Source organism: Nitrosomonas sp., from assembly GCF_040240425.1.
Lineage (GTDB): Bacteria > Pseudomonadota > Gammaproteobacteria > Burkholderiales > Nitrosomonadaceae > Nitrosomonas.
Window position 1 is genome coordinate 23,587 of sequence record NZ_QPHG01000001.1, and the last position, 24,024, is coordinate 47,610.

Consider the following 24,024-nt stretch of genomic DNA (forward strand, 5'->3'; position numbering starts at 1 on the left):
ACACTTAACCATCCCGAAATAAAAAAGATGCAAATTATAACGCTTAACCTCAATGGCATCCGCGCGGCGGCGAAAAAAGGCTTTTTCCCCTGGTTGGCCCAGCAAACGGCGGATGTGGTGTGCGTGCAGGAATTAAAAGCGCAATTGCCCGATCTCTCCGCCGAGATGCAAGCGCCGGACGATTATCACGGCTATTTTCATTGCGCCAATCAGAAAGGCTATAGCGGCGTCGGCATTTATGCGCGCAAAAAACCCGATCGCATCGTCGAAGGCATCGGGGTTGCGGATATCGACGCCGAGGGGCGTTTTTTACAAGCGGATTTCGGCAATCTGAGCATCGTGTCGCTTTACCTGCCGTCCGGCTCCAGCGGCGAGCACCGGCAAGCAGCAAAATTCTATTTTTTGGAGCAATTCTATCCGGTATTGCAAAGCCTGATAGCCAGCGGGCGAGAAATCATTTTGTGCGGCGATTGGAATATCGCGCACAAGGAAATCGATTTGAAAAACTGGCGCTCGAATCAGAAAAACTCCGGATTCCTCCCGGAAGAACGGTCCTGGCTGACCCATGTGTTCGATGAAATCGGTTTTGTCGATGTATTCCGCCGCTTGAACACTGAGCCCGATCAATACACCTGGTGGTCGAATCGCGGCCAGGCTTGGGCGAAAAACGTCGGGTGGCGCATCGATTATCAGATCGCCACACCCGCCATCGCGCAAACAGCCCGCAGCACCTCAATTTTCAAAGACGAACGCTTCTCCGATCATGCGCCGCTGATCGTCGATTACAACCACCTGTTATGACCACTCAGGTACCGTCCAGCTGGTTGCAGGCGCTGCGGATTTATACGCACCCGCGCGTGCTTGGCATGCTGTCACTGGGATTTTCCGCCGGGCTGCCGCTGCTGCTGATCATGGGCACGTTGTCGTTCTGGCTGCGTGAAGCGGGCATCGACCGCGCAACTATCGGCTATTTGAGCTGGATCGGGCTGGCATACAGCTTTAAATGGCTGTGGTCGCCGCTGGTCGACCGCTTGCCGCTGCCGCTGTTGACGCGCTGGCTGGGCCGCCGCCGTGCGTGGCTGTTGCTGTCGCAGATCATCATTACCTGCGCGCTGATGGGCATGGCCGTGACTGACCCGGCCGCCAATCTGACGCATTTGGTAATTTTCGCACTCGCGGTGGCGTTTGCCTCGGCGACGCAGGACATTGCGCTGGATGCCTACCGCATCGAAGCCGTCGCAGTGGAATTGCAAGGCGCGATGGCGGCGACTTATCAAGCAGGCTACCGTATCGCGATGATTCTGGCTTCCGCCGGTGTGCTGTGGATTGCCGCCGCAATTGATACAACAGCCGATACCTACGATCACGCACCGTGGCGCTTCGCTTATTTGGTCATGGCAGTCAGCATGGCGGTCGGAATGATTACGACGCTGATCATCCGCGAACCGGATGTGCCGTACAGCCGGTTGATTTCCGACAATGAGAAAATCGCCCGGCAAGCCATTGCGCATTGGCAACTGTCTTCGCGCACCCGCGACCTGCTGGTATGGCTATATGGCGCTTTGATCGCGCCGTTTCGCGATTTTATCGTGCGGCATGGGCGGCAGGCTCTGTTGATCCTGGGATTGATCGCGATCTACCGCATTTCCGATGTCGTCATGGGCGTTATGAGCAATCCGTTTTACGTCGATATGGGGTACAGCAAGGACGAAGTCGCCACGATCTCAAAAGTATACGGCGTGATCATGACGATCGCTGGAGCTGCAATCGGCGGCGTGCTGACGGCGAAGATCGGCGTCATGCGCACACTGTTTTTAGGCGCCGTATTATCCGCCGCGACCAATTTGCTGTTTGTCTGGCTCGCTGGACGCGGCCACGATGTCAGCGGGCTGGTATTCACCATCTCGGCCGACAATCTTTCCGCCGGTATCGCCTCCAGTGCTTTTATCGCTTACCTGTCCGGTCTGACCAATTCGGCGTATTCGGCGACGCAATATGCGATATTCAGCTCGGTGATGCTGCTGTTGCCAAAGTTCATCGCCGGTTTCAGCGGTCAGTTCGTCGATGCTTACGGTTACGAAAGCTTCTTCATCGCCACCGCGCTATTGGGCCTGCCCGTTTTAATCCTGGTCTGGCTGGCCGGACAAGCCACATTTGCCCATTCCAGCGAATAAACCACCACCATTCATCCATGTCACAAGCGTCACAAAAAACCGGCCCCGAAGCGGAATACCATGCACTGATCGAAGCGGGCGAGCTGAAGCCGGATGCCGGTCAAGCCAGTGCAGTAAACGCACTCAAGCGTCTGTACCAGGAATTGACCGATCTTCCGGCCGGGCACACGCGCGGCGAGCGTTCCAGATCGCGCTTATCGACAGTATTGTTCGGTTGGTTAAACAACAACAAACCAGCTCCGAAAGGGATTTATCTCTACGGTGGCGTCGGGCGCGGCAAATCGATGCTGATGGACTTGTTTTATGCGGTGGCGCCGGTCACAGCCAAACGGCGCGTGCATTTCCATGAATTCATGCTCGATATTCACGCGCGGCTCAAAGCCTGGCACGAGCTTTCCGCACGCGAAAAAATACAGCAAGGCGGACGCGCCAATGATGATGATCCCATGCCATTCATTGCGCGGAAAATCATCCAGGAAGCGCAGCTATTGTGCTTTGATGAGCTGCAAGTCACCGATATCGCCGATGCCATGGTGTTGACGCGACTGTTCAAGGAATTGTTCGCCCAGGGCGTGGTGGTAGTGGCGACATCCAACCGCCCGCCCGATGATCTGTACAAGAATGGCCTGAACCGCCAGCGCTTTTTGCCTTTTATCGAGCAGATCAAGGAGAAGCTGGACATCATTCCGCTCGAAGGACCGGTTGATTATCGCTACAACCGCTTGCAAGGCGCGGAAACCTATTATTTCCCCATCAATGCGGCAACCACTGAGCAATTATCGGCGGCGTTCTTCCGTCTCACCGACCGCCGCGTGGAAGACCGCGCCAAAGTGCCGAGCGAAGAATTGATCGTGCAAGGACGCCGGTTATTTGTGCCGAAAGCGGCGCGCGGCGTTGCTGTTTTCTCGTTTAAACGCTTGTGCGCCAACCCGCTCGGCGCGGCCGACTATCTCGCCATCGCCCGCGCCTATCACACCGTCATCATGGTCGCGATTCCGCAATTCACCCAGGAAAATAGCGATGAAGCCAGACGCTTCATTCATTTTATCGACGCATTGTACGAACATGGCGTCAAATTCCTCTGCTCCGCCGCCGTGCCGCTGCCATCGCTGTATAGCGGCGGCAATGCCGGTTTTGAGTTTGAGCGCACGGTCTCCCGCCTGACGGAAATGCAATCGAAGGATTATCTGACCCGAGGTCACGGCAAAATCATTGCCGTCTGAACAACTTAGTTTTCTTCAGATACCGGAAAGTGCAAGCGGCAGCGCGATACCTGGGATAGCGTATCCAACTCAGCAATTATTGATGTAACACGCTAAGTAGCCGCACATGCCAGCACACCCAGATAAAAAGCGATTTCGGTGAGCTGCTGCATAGCGCCCAAACAATCCCCCGTGTAGCCGCCGATGCGCTTTTTTATCACAAGGCTAAACCACACCCAGACAGCCGCCACCGGTAGTAAGCCCAGGTACAAAGTGTACTCCAACCAAAGCAGCGGCAATAAACCCGGCAAAGCGGCAACACCAAGATGGGTAAGCGGCATCACGGTCGCAAGCGGTTTGGATTTGCCTGCGTATTTCACATAGCGTTGCGTTGCCATCACCAGCACAGCACAAAAACGGCTCACACTATGGCCTGCTACCAGCACTGCCGGTACCAGCAGCGGCGAGAAATGCGTCAGCGCGGTAAATTTCAACAACAGCGCCATGACAATGCTCACCGCACCATAGCTGCCAATCCGGGAATCTTGCATGATGTGCAACACTTGTTCCTTTTCCCAGCCGCCCCCAAGACCATCGACTGCATCCGTCAAGCCATCTTCGTGAAAGGCCCCGGTCAGCAATAAGGTGGCAACCATACAGAGCAGAACAGCAATGTCCTGCGGCAACACTGTACTGGCAAGCAGGTACACCAGGGCTGCAAAAGCCCCCGCCATGATGCCCACCAAAGGAAAATACTTGGCCGCCAGATTCAGCTCCTGTTCCTGAAAATCCGGCAAATCAGGGACTGGAATGCGCGTAAAGAAACCGATAGCGAGTAAAAAACTGCGCCATTCCTGCTGGAGAAAAGGTCGATTCGGAGGAGGAGTGTGCGACGGGATCGTCATGGGAGCTGAGTGTAGCGGCAACCAGCTTTTTTCGCTAGTGACTACATCAGTGAACATAATTCAAGCCACACCGCATTATATCAAGTCATTTTTTCAGACAAACCTACATGTTAATAAAGTAACAGAGGGATTCAGGTTACTTTAGTTTTGGGCAGCATGGAGGCAGGGTGCGAATTGAGTATGTATTTTTTTATCTTGTGATCTCGTAGAGTGCTCATTGCTTTTAGCAGATTCGCAATTCCATAGCTGCCTTCTTTTTGCTGTTAATAATTATTTTAGTGAATCAAAACCACATCGAATAATCGCAGCCATGAGTTTCCGCCGCTGTTGAAGGAAATCCTGATACGATAAAGTCTCCCAATCCTTCGGTAGTGCATGATACTCGTGCATCGACTTCCATGCCTCATCAGTGAAACGGGATCGAATTTTCGGTACATACTCTGCTGGTGCTGTATCGCTTATGTCTATATTGTCCGGCCATTCAATGAGGGCGAAATTAGCCTGCTGATTGATAATTTTCAGATCATCAATACCTTGCCCTGCAAGCCAAGCTCTCGGAAAAAGATGATGACGCTCTAATGGCTTTTTATTTGGCTTTAACGATGGATCAAGCAACTCCGGCACTTTTTTATGCGAGAAAAGAACAGGTGCAGACAGTTTGTTTTGAGCAGCGATATAGGCAAACAATTCAGGGTTCCTAGCTGATGAACTTTCCAAATTGGCGGGCAGCGTTATTCCCCAGAAATCATTTGTCAGCTCCGAAGCCATAATATCTTCCAGCATCTTGGTGAAGAGATCACCATTCGTCACTACAAGCACACGGTTCAAGTCACCATCCATTACTGTTTCTGGCGAACTACTGTATCGCCCGGTCAGAGCGCTGAAGAAAAACCAGCGACCAATTAGACGTTGCAATACATGTTCGACAACATTAAAACGATTTCTACCTATCAAGTAAAAAGCATAAGCGTAGAGCAGCGCACTTTGCGAAGAGATCATTTCTCCGCCGCGAAAACCAGCACCCACAAGACTGCTGAGAAACTGATGCCAGCTCGTTACATTCAATACTTCCGTTTGCGCCGCTTGTAACACTTTAAACTGAGATTCTCGTCTTTCGGCTGAAAACTCGCCGGTATCCATATTCTTACCACGTAACACCTGATAAACACTCTTTAGCCGCCCACGCCCAAAGCCAAGAGCGACAGATACCCTGAGCAATTGATCTGGGTCTGGCTGTATGAAATAGTTGAACGGCGAAGCTCCGCTACCCTGACTTGGCACTTTGCGAGATTGGCGACAAAAATCTTCAAGCGCCTTGCGTCCTTCATCCCAGAAAACAGATAACAATGTCAGAATAAAGTCTGCCTGTTTTAGCTTCACACCTTCACTATTGATGCGCACAAAAATATCTGCGACCTGCTCTTCATCCACAGATGGGGCTATTTCCAAAGCTGTAAAAGGAAACTTTTGCAAATCAAACAAGCGGTCAAGATTATGTGATATTGCCTCTTCTTCGTCTTCGGTCAAGGGGGCTTTTTCGGATAGCCGATGAATAAAGTCATTGACTAGTTTCCTGCTCGATTTTCCTGATGACCAGATTTCAGAAATATTTGCAATCCACTCTGGATCGCGACGAATGGCGGCATCAGCAACATCAAATTTACTATCACGCGGACGGAAAGCTACTTCAATTCGCCGTTCCTGGTAATCTTCATCGAGTACCGTTTTGCCACGAAATACCGCATAAAGCGAGGTAAGACGTTGCTGGCCATCCACAATAAGCAATGACGGTACATGGTGCGCTTTATCACCCGTGCCAATCTGCTTAACGCCTTGCACTGCTTGGTTTGCCCAAAACAGCAAATAGCCAACTGGAAAGCCTCGATACATCGAGTCAAATAAATCACGGACTTTAGCATTAGACCATACAAAAGGACGCTGGATATCTGGCAAACCGATGTCGCCTATGTCTATGTAATGCAATAAACCTGCAAGGTCGTAATCAACGCGTTTAAAACATGTTTTGAGTTCGCTCATATATTTCCCGGGTTTTAGACTAGCAGCATTAATAATATCTGATGAGTTGCGATGATTCACTATCAATTTCACCCGATTGTTTTTTCCAACGTCACAGCTTCTTTTAAATGCAGTTGAAAGTTAACTGACACACTTCTAAGCCTTGCAAACCACCTTTTGATAGAGCATCGGAAAAATTCAATATGGCTTCACCAATTCATTGTCACACGGAATACTCAAAGTATCCCAAATCTGTCAAACCCGTCTAATCACGCCAATCATCACTATAAAAATTACTTGCAATTGATACCTTGTCAAACAATATCTCTTTTAAAGCCAATAAAATAGGGTCATACAGTATTTCCGCACACCTTGCCATCTCGCTCAAATACTCCAGACAAAGGTTGTTTTAATTGTAAGAACCTCCCACCAGTTTCAATGCACCGGCGGACTGAAAAACCCCGGAATGAGTGTATCCTAAACTCATTTTCAACCGGCTCATGAGCATGGCAAAATGAACATACTGATCACAGGCGCAACCGGGTTTATCGGCCGGCATTTGGTCCAGCGTTTACAGCAAGATCAACACACCATAACGATACTGAGCCGTAACAGCAGCGAGGCAAGCAAACTGCTGAATGTACCCGCATTGGAATGGGATTATGCGACGCAAGATGTGCCCGCCGAAGCGCTGCACGATTGCCAGATCATCATCAATCTGATGGGTGAGAATCTGGGTGAAGGCCGCTGGACAAAGGTACGCAAACACGAGATTTACGCATCGCGCATTCTCAGTACGAGAAAATTGGTAGCGGCTGCGCCGGATAGCTTGCAGGCCTTTGTCTGCGGCTCTGCCATCGGTATTTATCCGGGTACGGGCGATGATCTTTATGATGAATCGTATGCCGTACCTGAGGAGCTCAGTTTTATGCAAACCATTTGCCATGATTGGGAACAAGAAGCGGCGAGAATCGAAAGCAAAGGCGTGCGCCGGGTCAGTATTCGCACCGGTGTGGTACTCGGCCATGGCGGCATGCTGAAAAAATTGCTGCCAGTTTTCAAATTGGGCTTGGGCGGGCCGGTTGGCAATGGTCAGCAGTGGCTGCCGTGGATACATCTCGAGGACATTGTTTCGGTCTACTGTAATGCTGCACTGGATACACGCTACCGAGGTCCGGTCAATGCAGTGTCACCCCACCCGGTGCGCTACCGCGAATTTGCAACGGCGTTTGGAAACATATTGCACCGGCCCGCATTCTTCCCTACTCCGGCATTTATCCTGAAGCTGGTATTAGGCGAAGCCGCCGCACTGGCTTTGAACAGCTATCACATCGCGCCCAAAAGATTGCTGGGAGAATACGGCTTTCAATTCAAATTCGATCATTTACCGGCGGCATTGGCGGATTTATTTAACCATCACTGAATTTTCCGGTCCGGCAGAACAATACCATGACAACCCCGCTTGCAGTTTTTTGGTTCCGGCGCGATTTGCGTCTGGACGATAACGCCGGACTTTCGCATGCTCTGGCATCGGGACGCCCGGTTTTACCTATTTTCATTTTCGATCCGGACATTCTGGCCGGATTACCGCGAAACGACGCCCGCGTCACGTTCATTTACGATACTGTACAAGCCCTGCGTGCCGAACTTGAAGCAAAGCATGCCAGTTCACTCGCGCTCTATCATGGCAAGCCATTGGACGTTTTCGCGCAAATTCTGCGTTCACACCCGATTGCCGCGGTTTACACCAATCATGACTATGAACCGTACGCACGCGAACGGGACGAGGCTGTGTGCCAATGGCTGGAAGCACAGGCGGTAGCGTTTCGCACCTACAAAGACCATGTGCTGTTTGAAAAAGATGAGATCAGCAAGGACGGCGGCGGTGCGTATACGGTATACACCCCGTACATGCGCAAATGGCGAAAGGTACAAAGCCAGACAACATTGACAACTTACGCGACCGTAGCCAAGTTGACCAACTTGGTCAAACAAACAGCGCTGCCGGATGTGTCATTGGCGGATATCGGTTTTACCCGCTCGGCAATGCCCATCCCTGCTTACCGGTTGGAACACGACAGGCTGCAACACTACGCACACGACCGCGATTTTCCGTCGTTAGCCGCCACATCGTTGCTGGGGCCGCACCTGCGCTTCGGCACGGTCAGCATCCGGCAAATATTCCAGCATGCATTCCCGCATAGCGATATTTTCTGCAATGAACTGATCTGGCGCGAGTTTTTCAGTCAGATTCTCTGGCATTTCCCGCATACGCCACAGCGCAGCTTCAAGCCGCAGTACGATCGCATCCAATGGCGCAACGATGAAGCGGAATTCAAGCGCTGGTGCGAGGGCACTACCGGTTATCCCATCGTCGACGCCGGTATGCGCCAGCTCAATGCAACCGGCACCATGCACAACCGCGTGCGCATGATCACTGCGAGTTTTTTGTGCAAACATCTGTTGATCGATTGGCGCTGGGGCGAGGCGTATTTCGCGCAAAAATTGTTGGACTATGAAATGGCGAGCAATGTCGGTAACTGGCAGTGGGTAGCGGGTTGCGGGGTTGATGCCGCGCCCTACTTCAGGATTTTTAATCCGAGTGCACAAACGGAAAAATTCGACAAACAGTTCGCTTATATTCAAACATGGGTAAGCGATTGGCATACCTTAAATTATCCCGCACCGATCGTTGATCACACATTCGCGCGCGAGCGCTGCTTGCAAGCGTACCAACAGGCCGTGGGGTAGCTAAACAGCATAACCTTCCGGTTTTGTTCCTGAATTATTGTCTTTTGGCTGCTAATCGACTTACTGATTCGTTATGCCCACTGTTGATTTTCCAGGCTGGCAGAGTTGGTAATATATTCCATACTTTTTTTTTTAGTGTTATCCTTACTAGGAATAAGTAATTTTCTTATTCGTGATGAAACCATATCTTGTTTAGAAGGCACTTAGGTTGCACAATCATTTGGTCTTCTAAAAAGGTCTTTTTCTGCGAAAGATAGTTTAATGCTGGACTAGATTCTGGATATGGCTTGTAGCTGATTAAGTTCCAACGTGACATTAAATTTGTTGATAAACAATTTTTGATTTTAATAACAAAGGAGATTTTCATGAAATACTCACTCTTAGCTATCGCCTTTATCGCATTTACAGCCACAGCCATTCTTGCTGGATGTGGCGAACCAAAACCATACAACAAACCGCCAAGCTTATACAAAGATCCTGAATCAGGCGAAAGGCTGGGTGCCGAACCTACTAAATAATAATCGGCTGGTTGATTATCAAACGGCTCCTAGCAGTTATGAGGAGCCGTTTTTTATTGCGGATCATTCAGAGAGAAGCAATTCCCTTCATCACTGCTCCAATCTTCTCACAGCAGCCACATCAATCAGCACGGTTATCGTTCAGAATAGTTGCATTGATGTAGCTTATCCATACTGTTTCCGCCCCTCCCGAATCAACATTTAAGATGCTGCGCTACGCGCCCCCGGATCGCTTGAATATTCCCGGCTCATTGCAAGATGGGCTTGACTCCACACAAATTAAAATACGCCAGCAGCAATATGGCGACAACCGCATCATTGAAATGCCGCCAACGGGCTGGCGGGATATTCTCCGCAATACCCTTCGAGATCCAATGCTATGGTTCCTGCTCGGCACCAGTGCGTTGTTTTTGACAGTGGGTGAATTGACCGAAGCCATTATTTTACTTGTCGCGCTGATTCCTTTTCTCGGTATGGATGCTTATCTGCACCGGCGCACGCAAGCATCCATTGCCAGCCTGAGTGATTGTTTAGCAGCCCAAACCACCGTGATACGCGACGGTCAGCCGCAACGAATCGCTGCGGCAGAACTGGTTCCCGGCGATTTGGTGTTGTTCGGCACGGGCGAATCATGCCCTGCCGATGGACTGATCGAATATGCCGAAGATGTATTGTGCGATGAATCGTTACTGACGGGAGAAGCCTTTCCGGTACGTAAACTTGCCGTCACCGCTTTGCCCCATCAGGAACACGCCGCGCACATCGCCAGTGCATCCTGGCTATTTGCCGGTACCCGCCTGTTAAAGGGCAACGTCCGCTTGCGCATTGTTTTCACCGGCGTGGAAACCCTCTATGGTGAAATCGTGCATTTGGCGATGCTCGGCACGCATGCCCGCACGCCGCTGCAAGGTGCCGTCAGCAACCTTGTCGCAATACTGCTGGCTGTAGCCGCTGTCATCTGCTTGGGCTTAGCGTGGGTACGCTGGGAGCAAGGGCACGGTTTACTGGATGCGCTGCTGAGTGCGGTAACGCTTGCAGTGGCCGCATTGCCGGAGGAATTTCCCGTTGTTCTGACCTTTTTCCTCGGCGTTGGCGTGTACCGCTTAGCCAAGCGGCAAGCCCTGGTTCGACGCGCTGTCGTAGTGGAAAACATTGGCCGCGTATCCTGCATCTGCTCCGATAAAACCGGCACACTGACGGAAGGCCGCTTACAGTTATCGCACCGTTATCCGGCACAGGGTTTCAGCGAAGAACGTTTGCTGGAAATCGCCGCAATGGCTTCGCGCCACGAAACGAGCGATCCGGTGGATCTGGCCATTCTCAATTCGCTGGAAACACCGTTGCACGACGCTGCGGTTGAAAGTTTTCCATTTACCGAAGACCGCAAATGCGAAGTCGCCATCATCCGCTCCAACGATGCGCTGCTCGCTGTGCTTAAAGGTGCTCCAGAAATTGTATTAGCGCGCTGCAAGCTTGATGGAACGGCACTTACCGGCTGGCAACAACGCATCGATGAACTGGCCAGCAGCGGGCACAAAGTAATCGCCTGCGCTTGGCAAACACTCGATGGCGCGAGCTGGCATGGCGGTGAACCGGATCGCGATTTCATTTTTGCCGGTGTGCTGGCATTCGAGGATCCGGTGCGCGAAGGTGTGCCCGAAGCCGTACGCTTATGCCGCGATGCGCAGATCCGCATCATCATGATAACCGGAGATCATCCCGCCACTGCGTGCGCGGTAGCCAGAGAAATCGGTTTAGGTGGAGCCACACCGCAAGTGGTAACCGCGGATGAGATCCAAACGCAGTTGGTACGCGGTGAATCTGATGTTCTGCGCAACATTGATGTGATCGCGCGCGCCGTGCCCGCACAAAAATTGCTACTGGTGCAAACACTGCAAAACAGCGGGGAAATCGTCGCTGTCACGGGCGATGGCATTAACGACGTGCCCGCCTTGCAAGCAGCCGATATCGGCATTGCCATGGGACAACGCGGCACCCGCAGTGCACGTGAAGTCGCTGCAATCGTGTTGCTCGACGACAATTTCCACAGCATCGTGCAGGCCATCGGCGAAGGACGGCAATTATTCACCAACCTGCAGCTGAGCTTCCAATACCTGCTGATGATTCATTTACCGCTCGTGCTCACCGCCGCGCTCATTCCGCTGGCCGGATACCCGATGCTGTATCTGCCGATTCATATCGTCTGGTTGGAACTGGTCATCCATCCCACTGCATTGCTGGTATTTCAGGAAATTGCTGGCAACAAAAAATTGGTGTACCAGCCGCCCACAAAGCAATTGCGCTTTTTCAGCAGGTGGCAGTGGTTCGTGATGGGATTGGCAGGATTAACCGTAACCGTGATTGTGACGCTGGCTTACATCCGCAGCTTGGGGGCTGGATACGATGTCGATCATGCCCGTGCGATGGCGCTGGTGACCTTGATCGCCGCCAGCGTGGGCATCACTGCCGTGCTGAGCCGCATGCATTCCAGTGCTGCGTGGTACATCGTCAGCCTCACCATTGGATTGTCATGCTTGCTGGTGCAGATACCTGCACTGGCGGGATTCCTGCACCTCGCACCGCTGCATGTTGACGACTGGCTATTAGCCATTGCCAGCGGAATGATCGCTGCGACATTGACATTACTGGGCCGCGCCAATGGATTGCGTATCTTCCGGAAGCGGCAAACACAATCCCAACAACACTGCGATTAACTTAACCAGTCATACAAACCTGCATCGACCGGCTGCAAACTACTTTTATTTTTCGGACGGATCGGTAATAAAACCGATTTTTGTCAGACCAGCTTTGGCTGCAATACTCATGAGCCGCGCGACATGTTCGTAATGCGCCAGCTTATCGGCGCGGATATGCAATTCGGTATTGGGTGCTTGCGCTACTTTTGCTGCAAAGCGCGGTGCCAACTGTTCCAATGCTACCGGCTCGCCATTCCAAAAAAGACTGCCATCCGCGCGAATCGCCAGCTCGACATGCTCAGGCTGGGTGATATTGGGATTGCTTTCCGCTTTCGGCAAATCGATTTTAACGGAATGCGTCAGCAGCGGCGCCGTGATGATAAAAATGATCAATAGCACCAGCATGACATCCACCAGCGGCACCACATTGATTTCCGACATGGGCGCCTGGCGCCCGCTATCCTGCATGCTTCCAAAGGCCATTCTTATTGTCCCCTTTCAATCGCAATATCGGCAGTTCCGGGAACAGCCGCCGTAACCGGCGATTGCGATACGGCTTCCGGCGGTTCATTGTCATCGCCAACGGTGATCAGTATGAACAGATCATGCGCAAAAGCTTCCAAACGCGCGAGCCAGATCCGGTTACGGCGGACAAAAGCGTTATAAGCCAGCACGGCCGGTATCGCCACTGCCAACCCCAGTGCGGTCATAATCAGAGCTTCACCGACCGGACCAGCAACTTTGTCCAAGGTGCCTTGACCGGAAAGTCCGATTTGAATGAGTGCATGATAAATACCCCAGACGGTTCCAAACAAGCCGATATAAGGCGCGGCCGAACCGGCTGTTGCAATCAATGTAAGGCCGTTTTCAACACGCGTCGCTTCCTGATCGATACCGTTGCGCAAAGTACGTGTCAGAAACTCGCTGGTTCCACCCGCTGCAGCCAATTTGTGAGAACTGTGGATTTTGGAATCAGCGGCCGCGTCAATGCCCAATTTGGCAAGCTCCGCAAAGGCGTTATCCGGCGCGGCATTTCTGAATTCGACATGCACCGCTTCCAACGAATCAAAACTCCAGAAGTGTTTCAAAAACGCCTCGGCACGGCGTTTCGCCATCAAATTGGCGATACTTTTAGTGATGATCAGATACCAGCTTGCCACCGAAAGCGACAACAGCAACACCAGCACGCTCATGCCCACGCCGTCAATCTGATCGAGAAAATTAGAAAAACCAAGCCCTTGTTCCATGAATTAATTTCCTTGCAGTACAAAATTAAAGGGTTGTAAGGCAACAGCCCGGACCGGCTGGCCATCACGCAGCGATGGATTGCATTGCCAGCTCTTCACCGCGCTCAGTGCGGCAGCATCAAGCCGCTCATAGCCGCTGCTGTTAAGAACTTTCGCATTATCGATATGCCCGTTTTCATCCAATTCCACACGCAGCACCAGTTTCCCTTCTTCCCCCATGCGCCGGGAAATGGCAGGATATTCGGGCGGCGTTAATTTGGGGCAGGATACCGACAATTCCGAAGACAGAGCCACCGGTGCTGTTGGCATTTGCTTGGGTGATGCTTCAACTACGGGCGGCGCTGCTGTCACCTGCTCGGTCACCGGCTCTTGCACCGGTTTCGGCGCTGTCTCAGCCTTTTTCTTTTCGGAGACTTTCGGGGATTTTGCTACCAGCTGTTCCTGTTTGGGTTTGACCACCGGCTTTTTTACCGGCTGGAGTTTAACCGGTGCCGGTTCGGGTGATGCTTTAGGTGGCGTGACCGGCGCGGGCGGTGTGATCAATTCGGCAAACAATGTCAGCGCCTGCTCCGGATTTGGAATCAAACGCTGATGCCACAAAAAATAAAATAACGCGGCATGGATAACGAGTACAAACAACAGCCCAGGTAATGAAATAAGGCGCTGCTGCCGCCCTAAATAGTCAATATTTTTCCGGGATAGTGAATGCATTACAGAATAGACAAATCAGACAAACTTCTTATTTACTTGATCTAAAATACGCCGGACACCGTTGATTTTGATTTTTGACTCATCGGCAACAATCCCTGAAAACCACGCTATGCTGCAATTAAATGCACATCAATTCAGATTAAGCCTGTCAAATAAACATTTTAACGAAAACGATAATAATTATCAATAACCAAAGCTTATATTAAATTCCATTTCAACATACAATGTCACCGATTCCGGGCAATTCATGCGCAGTCATCGCACGGATAGTTTCATCACTTTCATTTACAACAATTAACATGACTTATTCCACTCCCAGTTTCTGGCGCCGCAGCGTCTGCCTGATTTATGATTTTCTTCTGATATTGGCTGTTTTGTTTATCGCTAGTTTCATTTTTCATTTTATTTTCACCGACACGCAAGCCGCTTATTTCAAGCCGCTTTTTCAATGCTATCTGTTTGCTATCATGGGATACTACTTTACCTGGTTTTGGACCCATGGCGGACAAACGCTCGCGATGCAAACTTGGAAGATGCGGCTCGTCACCGCGGATGGCCATGGCCTGACAAAAAAACAAGCCATTGCCCGGTACTTATTTTCCTTAACGGGCATATTCATTTTTGTCGTTATCGATTGGGTTTTTCCCATTAATTTTATTTCTTACTATCAGCTCGTACTCATCAGCATTCTTATTTTTGGCTCCGGATTCATTTGGGCATTATTCGATCGCGATCGCCAGTATCTGCATGACCGGTTAGCCGGAACGCGTATTATCCGGTTAGAGGAGTAATTGCCGGACCGGATCACCACTGGCAAGCTAATGATAAATTTTCATTTATTAGCATAAATTTATATGCAAAATTTACAATCTAATTTTTAAAAGAATGTATAATAAATTGATTGTTATCAATTTAGTTATGCGCTTATCTGTTCATAAAGTTTAATTTCCGGAATCCGTAAAAATAAGCAATCCGACTTTTTTACAAATTACTATATAGCCCATGCGTAGCCAAATTATCTCAGCAGCCGCTGCTTTGAAAGTCTTATTCAGAGAATGTGCAATTCAGGCAAACATGTTCATTGTCATAGCGTTAATGCTGTGCATTTTTGTCGTTGACTTAAATACTCCATTGGGAGTTGCTGCTGCGGTACCGTATATACTGGTGGTATTCTCTAGCCTCTGGGTGAGCGGAATCCGGTTTACCTATTGCATTACCGCAATGACGCTTATTCTTACCATCACTGGCTTTTATCTATCTCCCGGCATTGTAATGCCGATGAATGTCATAGTATTTAATCGCGGACTGACTTTGTTATTGATTATTTGTTCCGCATTGATGGTCATCAAGATCAAAAAAACGAATAGCGACATGTCAACCTTGCTGACCCAGGTGCTGATTGATCCAATCACCGGCTATAAAAACAGACAGGCTTTTGAATCCGAATTGGATACGGAAATATTGCGTTCAAGACGGTATCACCGGAGCTTCTCCGTCGCGATCATCGATCTCGATCTGCTTAAGCTATTTAGCGATGACTATGATTACAAAAACAAGAATGACTCGATAAAACAGATTTCTCACGAGATCAAAACCAATATCAGAATCACCGATCTGTTTTATCGCATTGATATCAATGTATTTGCCATTTTATTTCCGGAAACGGATCTATACGAAGCGAAAAAAGTATGCGAATCGGTGCGCAAAAAAGTTTCCACCAAAATGGATAAAAACACTGAAAATAAAATCATGGTCAGCATCGGCATTGCCATGCTGGATGAAACCGATAACAAGTTAAAATTGTGTAAACGTGCCGAAGATGCACTCTTTGCCGCGAAACGAAACGGCGGAAACCAGGTTTCCACGCTGCCGCAGATCGTCAATAAAGATAAATCGACGGTTCCTGCGATTTTATCGCGCTCAAGATCGACAGACACCGTTTAAGCTTTTGAGTGTGCGCTTTTTGCCCATTTGAGATCGCTAAACACGACTTACCACACATCAATACCCGCTGTTAATACAGTAACTAAATGCATTTACTGCTGCATTAAAGAAATTACTGCATATTCTCTTATATAATTCAGCGTATCCGCCAGACAAAATTTTTCGTTTCTGAGATACCCATGAGTTTAATTAACAAGCCGATGGCCAAGAAATCAAGCGGCCATTCCTTCTCACCCAGAGTAGCCCGGTTATTGCGGGAATCCGGCCTGCTGATACTGATGGGCGCGGCACTTTATCTGGTGTTGATATTTTTCAGTTACGACCGTGGCGATGCCGGTTGGTCACATAGCGGCGATTTCAATCAAATCCAGAATGCGGGCGGACACGCCGGGGCTTGGCTCGCCGATTTGCTGCTGTACTTATTCGGCGCATCGGCATGGTGGTGGGTGGCATTCTTTCTGTCGGCGATTGCCTGGAGCTACCGCCGCATCGATAGCGCCGGCATTTTTGACCGCCACTCCCTATTCCTGACCTTGGGCGGTTTTCTCTTACTACTGGCCGCCAGCAGCGGACTGGAGTCATTACGGTTTTATTCCATCAATATTGCCCTGCCGCTGATGCCGGGCGGCATGCTGGGCAATGCCATCAGCCATTACCTGTCGCAAATTCTCGGTTTTACCGGCGCGACACTAACCTTGCTGATCCTGATCGCCGTCGGCTTCAGTCAATTTACCGGGTTGTCGTGGGTACGATTTGTAGAAAAAATCGGTGAAAGTGTCGAAAATCTGCTGCTCCTGCTAATAAACACTTGGGAAACACGGCAGGATAAACTCGCCGGTATCATTGCCGCACGAACGCGCGACAAAATCGTCGAAAGCGAAAAAAAACGGGTAGAGAGCACACCATTGCTGCATATCGAACCGCCAACGACGGTGATTATTAAATCGCAGCGCATCATCAAAGAAAAACAACCTTCGTTGTTTTTCGATCTGCCCGACTCGCCGCTGCCGCCTTTGCATCTGCTGGACGAGCCAGAAAAAGATTTTGAAGTGCTATCCAAAGAAACCCTCGAGTTCACATCCCGCTTGATCGAACGCAAACTCAAGGAATTCGGCGTCGATGTCAAAGTGGTCGCGGCTTTCCCAGGACCGGTGATCACCCGGTATGAGGTCGAACCGGCCGTGGGCGTCAAAGGCAATCAAGTCATCAATTTGATTAAGGACCTGGCGCGCGCATTGTCCGTGGCCAGCATCCGCGTGGTTGAAACCATTCCGGGAAAAACCAGCATGGGATTGGAAATCCCCAATCCCAAACGGCAAATCGTACGCTTGCAGGAAATTCTCAGTTCGCAGGTCTACGCCGACTCCCCTTCTCCGCTCACCATCGCGCTGGGTAAGGATATCAGCGGCCGCCCGATCGTTTCCGATTTGGCGAAAATGCCGCATGCGCTGGTTGCCGGAACCACCGGCTCGGGAAAATCGGTCGCGATCAACGCGGTCATTCTCAGCTTGATTTATAAAACCACACCGGAACAAACACGCCTGATCCTGATCGATCCCAAAATGCTGGAATTGTCGGTGTACGAAGGCATTCCGCATCTGCTGACGCCGGTTGTCACGGACATGCGCGAAGCGGCCAGCGCACTGCATTGGTGCGTCGGTGAAATGGAGCGGCGTTACAAACTGATGTCGGCATTGGGTGTGCGTAATCTCAGCGGCTACAACCAGAAAATTCGCGATGCGGTTAAAAGCGAAGAACCTGTCGTTAATCCATTGCTGCCGCCGGGAGAAGAGCCAGAATATCTGGATGAGTTGCCGCTCATTGTCGTGGTAATCGATGAATTGGCTGATTTGATGATGGTCGCCGGAAAGAAAGTCGAACACTTGATCGCCCGGCTGGCACAAAAAGCGCGCGCATCCGGCATCCACTTGCTACTGGCGACACAACGTCCGTCGGTCGATGTGATTACCGGTCTGATTAAAGCCAACATTCCGACCCGTATCGCGTTTCAAGTGTCGAGTAAAATCGATTCGCGCACCATTCTCGATCAAATGGGTGCGGAAGCTCTTCTCGGCCAAGGCGATATGCTGTATCTGCCGCCCGGCAGCGGTTACCCGCAACGCGTGCACGGCGCTTTTGTCGCCGACCACGAAGTACATAAAGTGGTTGAATATCTGAAAGAACATGGCGAACCGAATTACATCGAGGAAATTCTACAAACTAGTGATGAAGAAAATAATAGCGGCGATTCTTCCGAACTGAAAAAACCGCAAGGCGGCGAAGCCGATCCGCTCTATGATGAAGCGGTGGCCATCGTCGTTAAAACCCGCCGCGCATCGATTTCCCTGGTACAAAGGAATTTACGCATCGGCTATAATCGCGCCGCCCGTCTTATTGAAGACATGGAACGCGCCGGTCTGGTCTCATCCATGCAAAGCAACGGCAACCGGGAAGTATTGGCTCCGGCACGCAACGAATGATCAACTGCCCTGCCGTCATGCGCTTCATACCCCCATTTCATTTTAGGAATACTATGGCCCGCTCAAGCTGTCTCGTTTTTCTCCTGCTCGTCAGCAGTCTGATACCCCACTGGGCTGAAGCAGCCGCCATCACCAGCTTGAAAAGCTTCATCCAGCAAACGCTTACGGTACGCGCTAATTTCTCTCAAACGCTGTACGACAAAAGCGCGCGCACGGTGCAAGAATCGCAAGGCACGATGCAATTCGAACGTCCGGAAAAATTCCGCTGGACGTATGACAAACCTTACGAGCAATTGATTGTTGGCGATGGCAGCAAGGTATGGTTTTATGACCGCGATCTGAACCAAGTCACCGAACGGCCGTTCAATATCGCCATCGGCAGCAGCCCCGCTGCGCTGTTGGCAGGTAGCAGCGCCATCGAAGACAATTTTGAACTGGTTGAATTGGGTGTGCAAAACGAGATGGAGTGGCTCGAAGCCATTCCCAAAAGCAAGGAAAGCGCATTCGAGTTCATCCAAATGGCTTTTTCTCCGGATGGCGTGCTCAAGATCATGGCATTACGCGATAGTTTCGGCCAGACCACCATCTTGTCATTCTCCGATTGGGACAAAAATCCAACGCTACCCGCCGATTTATTCCAATTCACACCGCCTGGAAATGCCGACGTCATCCGTGAGTGAAGCCGGTCTGTTTGCACCGAATCAACCTCAAGTACCGCTGGCGGAACAATTACGTCCCAAACATCTGAACGATATCATCGGGCAAAGCCATCTACTCGGCGCCGGCAAGCCATTGCGGCTGGCGTTTGAATCGGGCAAACCGCACTCGATGATTTTGTGGGGCCCGCCGGGAACCGGCAAAACCACGCTGGCGCGCATCATGTCGACCGAATTCAATAGCGAATTCATTGCGCTGTCCGCCGTGTTGTCCGGCATCAAGGACATCCGCGCCGCCATCGAGCAAGCCGAGTTGACGTTGCAACAAAGCGGACGGCATACCATCCTGTTTGTCGACGAAGTGCATCGTTTCAACAAATCGCAGCAAGATGCCTTCCTGCCGTACGTCGAACAAGGATTGATCACCTTTGTCGGCGCGACCACGGAAAATCCATCGTTTGAGGTCAATAACGCGTTACTGTCACGCGCTCAGGTTTATGTGCTGACCGTCTTGTCGGAAGCGGAATTGTCCCAGTTATTAGAGCGCGCGCAAAAACTGGCACTCGGTAACCTGCAATTTTCCGCCGAAGCACGGCAACTGTTGATCGAATACGCCGATGGCGATGCCCGGCGTCTGCTGAATCTGCTCGAGCAAGTCCATACTGCAGCGGAAACCGGAGCCATCACGCAGATCGAAAAGGATATGGTCGTTAATACCTTGTCACGCAATAACCGCAACTTCGATAAAGGCGGCGATGCGTTTTACGATCAGATATCCGCATTGCACAAATCAGTGCGTGGATCCTCGCCGGATGCGGCGCTTTATTGGTTGTGCCGCATGCTGGATGGTGGCGCCGATGCGTTGTATATCGGGCGGCGGTTGATCCGCATGGCCACGGAGGATATCGGCCTGGCCGATCCGCGCGCCCTGCGCTTGACGCTGGATGCGTGCGAGACTTACGAGCGGCTGGGCAGCCCGGAAGGCGAGCTGGCACTGGCACAAGCAACGCTGTATCTCGCCTGCGCACCGAAAAGCAACGCCGCCTATTTGGCTTACAATAAAGCACGCGCACTGGTTGCGCACGACAAATCGCGCCGTGTGCCGGTGCACTTACGCAATGCGCCGACGAAACTGATGAAGGATATCGGCTACGGCGATGCTTACCGCTACGCGCACGATTGCCCGGAAGCGTATGCCGCGGGAGAGAATTATTTTCCGGATGACATGCCCGAAGTCAGTTTTTATCAGCCGACCGCTTACGGCCTGGAACAGAAAATCCGGGAAAAACTGGCTTATTTGCGCAACCTGGATGAGAAAGCAAAACATAAAATATAGCTATCCGTATCTATCGATAATTTTGGAGTTTTTGCATGTTAGAAATTCAACAATTACGCACCGGCCTGGACACTGTCACTCTGCAGCTGGCCAAACGAGGTTATGCCTTTCCCGTGGAAGCGTTCAATGCCCTGGAAGCGGAACGGAAAAAAGTCCAGACCGACACACAGGAACTGCAAGCGCAGCGTAATTCAGCATCGAAAAAAATCGGCCATGCCAAAAGCAAAGGCGAAGATGTCTCCGCCATCATGGCCGAAGTCGCCCATCTGGGCGATGCCTTGAAGCAAGCGGAAGATCACTTGGAGCAGATTCAACAGGGGCTGCAAAAAATCTTGCTGGAAATACCGAATCTGCCGCATGACAGTGTGCCGGAAGGCAAAGACGAGACCGGCAACGTGCAAATCCGCCGCTGGGGCGAACCGCGCACATTTGACTTTGCCATCCAGGATCACGTCAGTGTCGGTGAGGGTCTGGGATTGCTGGATTTTGAAACCGCCGCCAAACTTAGCGGCGCACGTTTCAGTTTGATGAAAGGCGGACTGGCGCGCCTGCATCGCGCCTTGGCGCAATTCATGCTGGATACACACACGCAGGAACATGGCTACACCGAAACCTATGTGCCTTATCTGGTCAACCGCGATAGCTTGCGCGGCACCGGACAGTTACCCAAATTCGAAGAAGACCTGTTTTCCGTTCATGCCGGTGGCGCAAATCCACCCGGCGAAGCGCCTGCGGCTGATTTCCATCTCATTCCCACCGCCGAAGTCCCGATCACCAACATGGTGCGCGATGAAATCGTGCCGCTGCAAGCGCTGCCGTTGAAATTCGTAGCGCATACGCCCTGCTTCCGTTCCGAAGCGGGCAGTTACGGCCGCGACACACGCGGTCTGATCCGCCAGCACCAGTTCGACAAAGTCGAGCTGGTGCACATCGTCCATCCCGATCAATCGTACGAAGCGCTGGAGCAACTGGTTGGCCATGCGGAAAAGATTCTGCAAAAACTGGCGCTGCCGTACCGGGTCATGGCCTTGTGCACCGGTGATATGGGTTTCTCGGCGGCAAAAACCTACGACATCGAAGTCTGGCTGCCCGCGCAGAATACCTACCGCGAAATCTCCTCGTGCAGCAATTGCGAGGCATTCCAAGCGCGGCGCATGCAAGCGCGTTTCCGCAACGAAAACGGCAAACCGGCGCTGCTGCACACGTTAAATGGTTCCGGCTTGGCCGTTGGGCGCACGCTGGTGGCGGTGCTGGAGAATTATCAGAATGCCGACGGCAGCGTCACTATTCCAGAAGTTTTGCGCCCTTACATGAATGGCCTTGACCAACTCGCAAGTAGCAGAGGACAATGAAATCGGACCTCATCTTTTCACCTTCTAATAGGACACGTCATCATGAACAATGAAAATACCCATGAGTCTAATAATGCCCCAGGCAGCGACAACGATATCAAAACGCTGGAAGCCGAAGTGCGTGAAGCCATCGCCAGCGGTTCGCATATTCAGGAAACGGTGCACCGCTTAACGCTGAAAGCCATGAATGCGAAAAATATCGATCCGGAATCGTTGCGGCGCATCATCACGGCCGTGATGCAAGGGATACACGATGGCGCGGCACAGCAATTGCAACAAGCAGCCAATCAAACCCAGGCAGCCAAGTCACAAATTACCGATGCCGTGGCCGGATTGGATTCCGCGCTGGCAAGATTTGCTGAAGCGTCCAAACTGGCCGTCGAAGAAGCCGCAGGCCAGGCCAAGCGATTCTCCGATACCGAATTGGCGCGCACCCGTTCCGAGCTGGAAAGCCTCGAAAGCTTGTTCATGGAGACGCTGCATCACACCGCCACCGCAGCGCAAGGGCTGATTGCCGATGTGCTGCTCGATCTGAGTCACCATGCCAAAAATACCGGCACTAACGTGGGCTCGCAGCTAAAGGAAACCTTAGCCACTTTCGCGCAGCAGGTCGCCTCGGTTGGCAATGTGCAAGTGGAAACCGGCGCCAGCCTGGCGCAAAAGACGGTTGATATTGTCAGCAAAGCCGCCAGCGGTGTACTGTCGGGAATTAAGGATCAAACCAAAACCGGCAAACACTAAGCAATCCAGCTGAGCTGTATTAGCTGTGATCTTCACCACCGAGCGCATCGATGATATCCGTGATCAGCTGGTTCAGCTCGCCGGTCATGATGGTAAAATCGCTGACGAATAATTCTTCCGCGCTCTCGGTAGACTCCTTCAGAATATCCTGCGGTGCGATGCGCCGCAGCTGCAAGTTGTCCTGCAACACAAACGAGATTTTGCTATCCCATGTCATGGCGAGCTTGATCGCCTTTTTCCCGGCGCGAATGTGCCGCGCGGTTTCTTCCGCTTCCAGCACGTGATGGGAATACTTGATAGTTTCCTTCTCATCGCTCATCCCTTGCAGTTCGCAATCGCGGTCGATGGTAAAAATGGACGGCAAATCGCCATCAACCGTCAACCAGCGCGTCATCGCCGATGACGGCGAGATTTTCGTTTCCAGCGGCGCCAGCGTGATGCCTTGCACCGTTTTCACCAGCACCTCGATAAACTCCTCGGCTTTATGCGCGCTGGACGTGTCCAGAATCAGCCGATTATTCAACGCATCGATCCAAGCGTAGGTTTTATGGCGCTGCGCAAAAGCGCGCGGCAGCAGCTCGACGATGGTCGCTTCCTTGATATCGCGCACCTGTTTCTTACCCGCCTTGTAACCCTGCATCTGCTCGATCTGCACGATACGGTTTTTCGCATGCTGGTTGATCACCCCAGCGGGCAACAATTTTTTCTCCACCCCGAAAGCAATCAACCAATGCTGCCCATAGGCATGCACAAAATTCGGCTGCTCGTCACGCGGCGTCAGCCAGCCGCGGCTTTGCAATTCCATTTGCATGCACGGCTGCAACGCGTGCTGCGAAAGCGCTTCTTCCAGACTATCCGGGGTTATATTTCCACTGGTAATACGATAAGCTTGTATATTTCTGAACCACATAGTTTTTGTCAGTTAATCGATTGATCTGTTGGGTACTCATCACGGCATGAAAAAAATTTATTCCGCCAATAATCTGATGGAAGCGCAGATAGTACTTGATCTGCTCGCACACGCCTACATTCCGGCGCAAATTTTCAACCAATACGCGCAAGGCATGGCCGGAGAAATACCGGTTCATCACGCTTGCCCGGAAGTATGGATCAAACGCGACGAAGACTATGAACGTGGCAAGCATGTGATTGAAACCTACGAAAATACCCCGGTCACTACCGGCAACGTGCAATGCCCATCCTGCGGCGAAGAGAATCCGGCCAATTTTCAGTTGTGCTGGAAGTGCGGGGGTGGATTGGAAACGGCAGGAAACCGTCAGCTTACTTGATCGTTA

Annotated in this window: 21 protein-coding genes; 15 read left to right on the forward strand and 6 right to left on the reverse strand. The window is 51.4% G+C overall.

Annotated elements, in window-relative coordinates; translation table 11 throughout:
* Positions 1-27 precede the first annotated feature (27 nt).
* The 3 genes from DU481_RS00090 to zapE are packed head-to-tail and all read left to right on the forward strand — an operon-like array spanning position 28 to position 3,397.
* Complete coding sequence (locus DU481_RS00090) at positions 28-801, forward strand: exodeoxyribonuclease III (RefSeq protein WP_350131142.1); 774 nt, start codon at positions 28-30, stop codon at positions 799-801.
* Positions 798-2,174: an AmpG family muropeptide MFS transporter gene (locus DU481_RS00095; protein WP_350131144.1), complete on the forward strand. Its 1,377-nt coding sequence runs from the start codon at positions 798-800 to the stop codon at positions 2,172-2,174. Before DU481_RS00090 ends, DU481_RS00095 begins: the two co-directional genes overlap by 4 nt.
* 17 nt (positions 2,175-2,191) lie before the next feature.
* Positions 2,192-3,397, forward strand: coding sequence for a cell division protein ZapE (zapE, locus tag DU481_RS00100; RefSeq protein ID WP_350131146.1), 1,206 nt, complete (start codon positions 2,192-2,194; stop codon positions 3,395-3,397).
* Positions 3,398-3,489: 92 nt separating this feature from the next.
* Here the strand turns inward: zapE and DU481_RS00105 are convergent, their stop codons facing one another.
* Both DU481_RS00105 and DU481_RS00110 read right to left on the reverse strand, forming a co-directional pair.
* Positions 3,490-4,338: an adenosylcobinamide-GDP ribazoletransferase gene (locus tag DU481_RS00105; protein WP_350131148.1), complete on the reverse strand. Its 849-nt coding sequence runs from the start codon at positions 4,336-4,338 to the stop codon at positions 3,490-3,492.
* Positions 4,339-4,551: 213 nt separating this feature from the next.
* On the reverse strand, positions 4,552-6,318 hold the full coding sequence (locus DU481_RS00110) for a GmrSD restriction endonuclease domain-containing protein (protein ID WP_350131150.1): 1,767 nt from the start codon (positions 6,316-6,318) through the stop codon (positions 4,552-4,554).
* A gap of 493 nt (positions 6,319-6,811) precedes the next feature.
* On the opposite strand from DU481_RS00110, the gene DU481_RS00115 reads away from it, so the two are divergent.
* The 4 genes from DU481_RS00115 to DU481_RS00130 all read left to right on the forward strand — a co-directional run bounded on the left by DU481_RS00115 (position 6,812) and on the right by DU481_RS00130 (position 12,280).
* Complete coding sequence (locus DU481_RS00115) at positions 6,812-7,720, forward strand: TIGR01777 family oxidoreductase (protein ID WP_350131152.1); 909 nt, start codon at positions 6,812-6,814, stop codon at positions 7,718-7,720.
* 26 nt (positions 7,721-7,746) lie between these two features.
* Positions 7,747-9,048, forward strand: coding sequence for a cryptochrome/photolyase family protein (locus DU481_RS00120; RefSeq protein WP_350131154.1), 1,302 nt, complete (start codon positions 7,747-7,749; stop codon positions 9,046-9,048).
* Between the two features lie 365 nt (positions 9,049-9,413).
* Complete coding sequence (locus DU481_RS00125) at positions 9,414-9,566, forward strand: hypothetical protein (protein ID WP_176776368.1); 153 nt, start codon at positions 9,414-9,416, stop codon at positions 9,564-9,566.
* 206 nt (positions 9,567-9,772) lie between these two features.
* Positions 9,773-12,280 carry a cation-translocating P-type ATPase gene (locus DU481_RS00130; protein ID WP_350131156.1) on the forward strand — a complete coding sequence of 836 codons (2,508 nt, stop codon included), beginning with the start codon at positions 9,773-9,775 and terminating at the stop codon, positions 12,278-12,280.
* Positions 12,281-12,325: 45 nt separating this feature from the next.
* On the opposite strand, the gene DU481_RS00135 is transcribed toward DU481_RS00130, so the two are convergent.
* Genes DU481_RS00135 through DU481_RS00145 form a run of 3 tightly spaced genes read right to left on the reverse strand, consistent with a single transcriptional unit; the run spans position 12,326 to position 14,220 of the window.
* The gene (locus DU481_RS00135) at positions 12,326-12,745 is read right to left on the reverse strand and encodes an ExbD/TolR family protein (RefSeq protein WP_090317322.1); all 420 of its coding nucleotides are present in this window, start codon (positions 12,743-12,745) and stop codon (positions 12,326-12,328) included.
* A 2-nt stretch (positions 12,746-12,747) separates the two neighbouring features.
* Positions 12,748-13,509: a MotA/TolQ/ExbB proton channel family protein gene (locus DU481_RS00140; RefSeq protein WP_350131158.1), complete on the reverse strand. Its 762-nt coding sequence runs from the start codon at positions 13,507-13,509 to the stop codon at positions 12,748-12,750.
* Positions 13,510-13,512: 3 nt separating this feature from the next.
* On the reverse strand, positions 13,513-14,220 hold the full coding sequence (locus DU481_RS00145) for an energy transducer TonB (protein ID WP_350131160.1): 708 nt from the start codon (positions 14,218-14,220) through the stop codon (positions 13,513-13,515).
* 299 nt (positions 14,221-14,519) lie between these two features.
* On the opposite strand from DU481_RS00145, the gene DU481_RS00150 reads away from it, so the two are divergent.
* From DU481_RS00150 to DU481_RS00180, 7 genes are all read left to right on the forward strand, one after another.
* Positions 14,520-15,011 (forward strand): RDD family protein, encoded by a 492-nt coding sequence (locus DU481_RS00150; RefSeq protein WP_350131162.1) that lies wholly within the window; start codon positions 14,520-14,522, stop codon positions 15,009-15,011.
* Between the two features lie 430 nt (positions 15,012-15,441).
* Positions 15,442-16,164: a GGDEF domain-containing protein gene (locus DU481_RS00155; protein WP_350131164.1), complete on the forward strand. Its 723-nt coding sequence runs from the start codon at positions 15,442-15,444 to the stop codon at positions 16,162-16,164.
* A 179-nt stretch (positions 16,165-16,343) separates the two neighbouring features.
* Positions 16,344-18,644 carry a DNA translocase FtsK gene (locus DU481_RS00160; RefSeq protein ID WP_350131166.1) on the forward strand — a complete coding sequence of 767 codons (2,301 nt, stop codon included), beginning with the start codon at positions 16,344-16,346 and terminating at the stop codon, positions 18,642-18,644.
* A gap of 53 nt (positions 18,645-18,697) precedes the next feature.
* Positions 18,698-19,324, forward strand: coding sequence for an outer membrane lipoprotein periplasmic chaperone LolA (lolA, locus tag DU481_RS00165; RefSeq protein ID WP_350131168.1), 627 nt, complete (start codon positions 18,698-18,700; stop codon positions 19,322-19,324).
* A complete protein-coding gene (locus tag DU481_RS00170; RefSeq protein WP_350131170.1) occupies positions 19,302-20,636 on the forward strand; it encodes a replication-associated recombination protein A in 1,335 nt (444 codons plus the stop codon). Before lolA ends, DU481_RS00170 begins: the two co-directional genes overlap by 23 nt.
* A 35-nt stretch (positions 20,637-20,671) precedes the next feature.
* Positions 20,672-21,988 carry a serine--tRNA ligase gene (serS, locus tag DU481_RS00175; protein WP_350131172.1) on the forward strand — a complete coding sequence of 439 codons (1,317 nt, stop codon included), beginning with the start codon at positions 20,672-20,674 and terminating at the stop codon, positions 21,986-21,988.
* A 42-nt stretch (positions 21,989-22,030) separates the two neighbouring features.
* On the forward strand, positions 22,031-22,729 hold the full coding sequence (locus tag DU481_RS00180; RefSeq protein WP_350131174.1) for a DUF6781 family protein: 699 nt from the start codon (positions 22,031-22,033) through the stop codon (positions 22,727-22,729).
* Between the two features lie 19 nt (positions 22,730-22,748).
* Here DU481_RS00180 and DU481_RS00185 read toward each other — a convergent pair whose 3' ends face one another.
* Positions 22,749-23,639 carry a recombination-associated protein RdgC gene (locus DU481_RS00185; RefSeq protein WP_350131176.1) on the reverse strand — a complete coding sequence of 297 codons (891 nt, stop codon included), beginning with the start codon at positions 23,637-23,639 and terminating at the stop codon, positions 22,749-22,751.
* Between the two features lie 46 nt (positions 23,640-23,685).
* On the opposite strand from DU481_RS00185, the gene DU481_RS00190 reads away from it, so the two are divergent.
* Positions 23,686-24,018 (forward strand): putative signal transducing protein, encoded by a 333-nt coding sequence (locus DU481_RS00190; RefSeq protein ID WP_090317354.1) that lies wholly within the window; start codon positions 23,686-23,688, stop codon positions 24,016-24,018.
* The last annotated feature ends 6 nt before the right edge of the window (positions 24,019-24,024 follow it).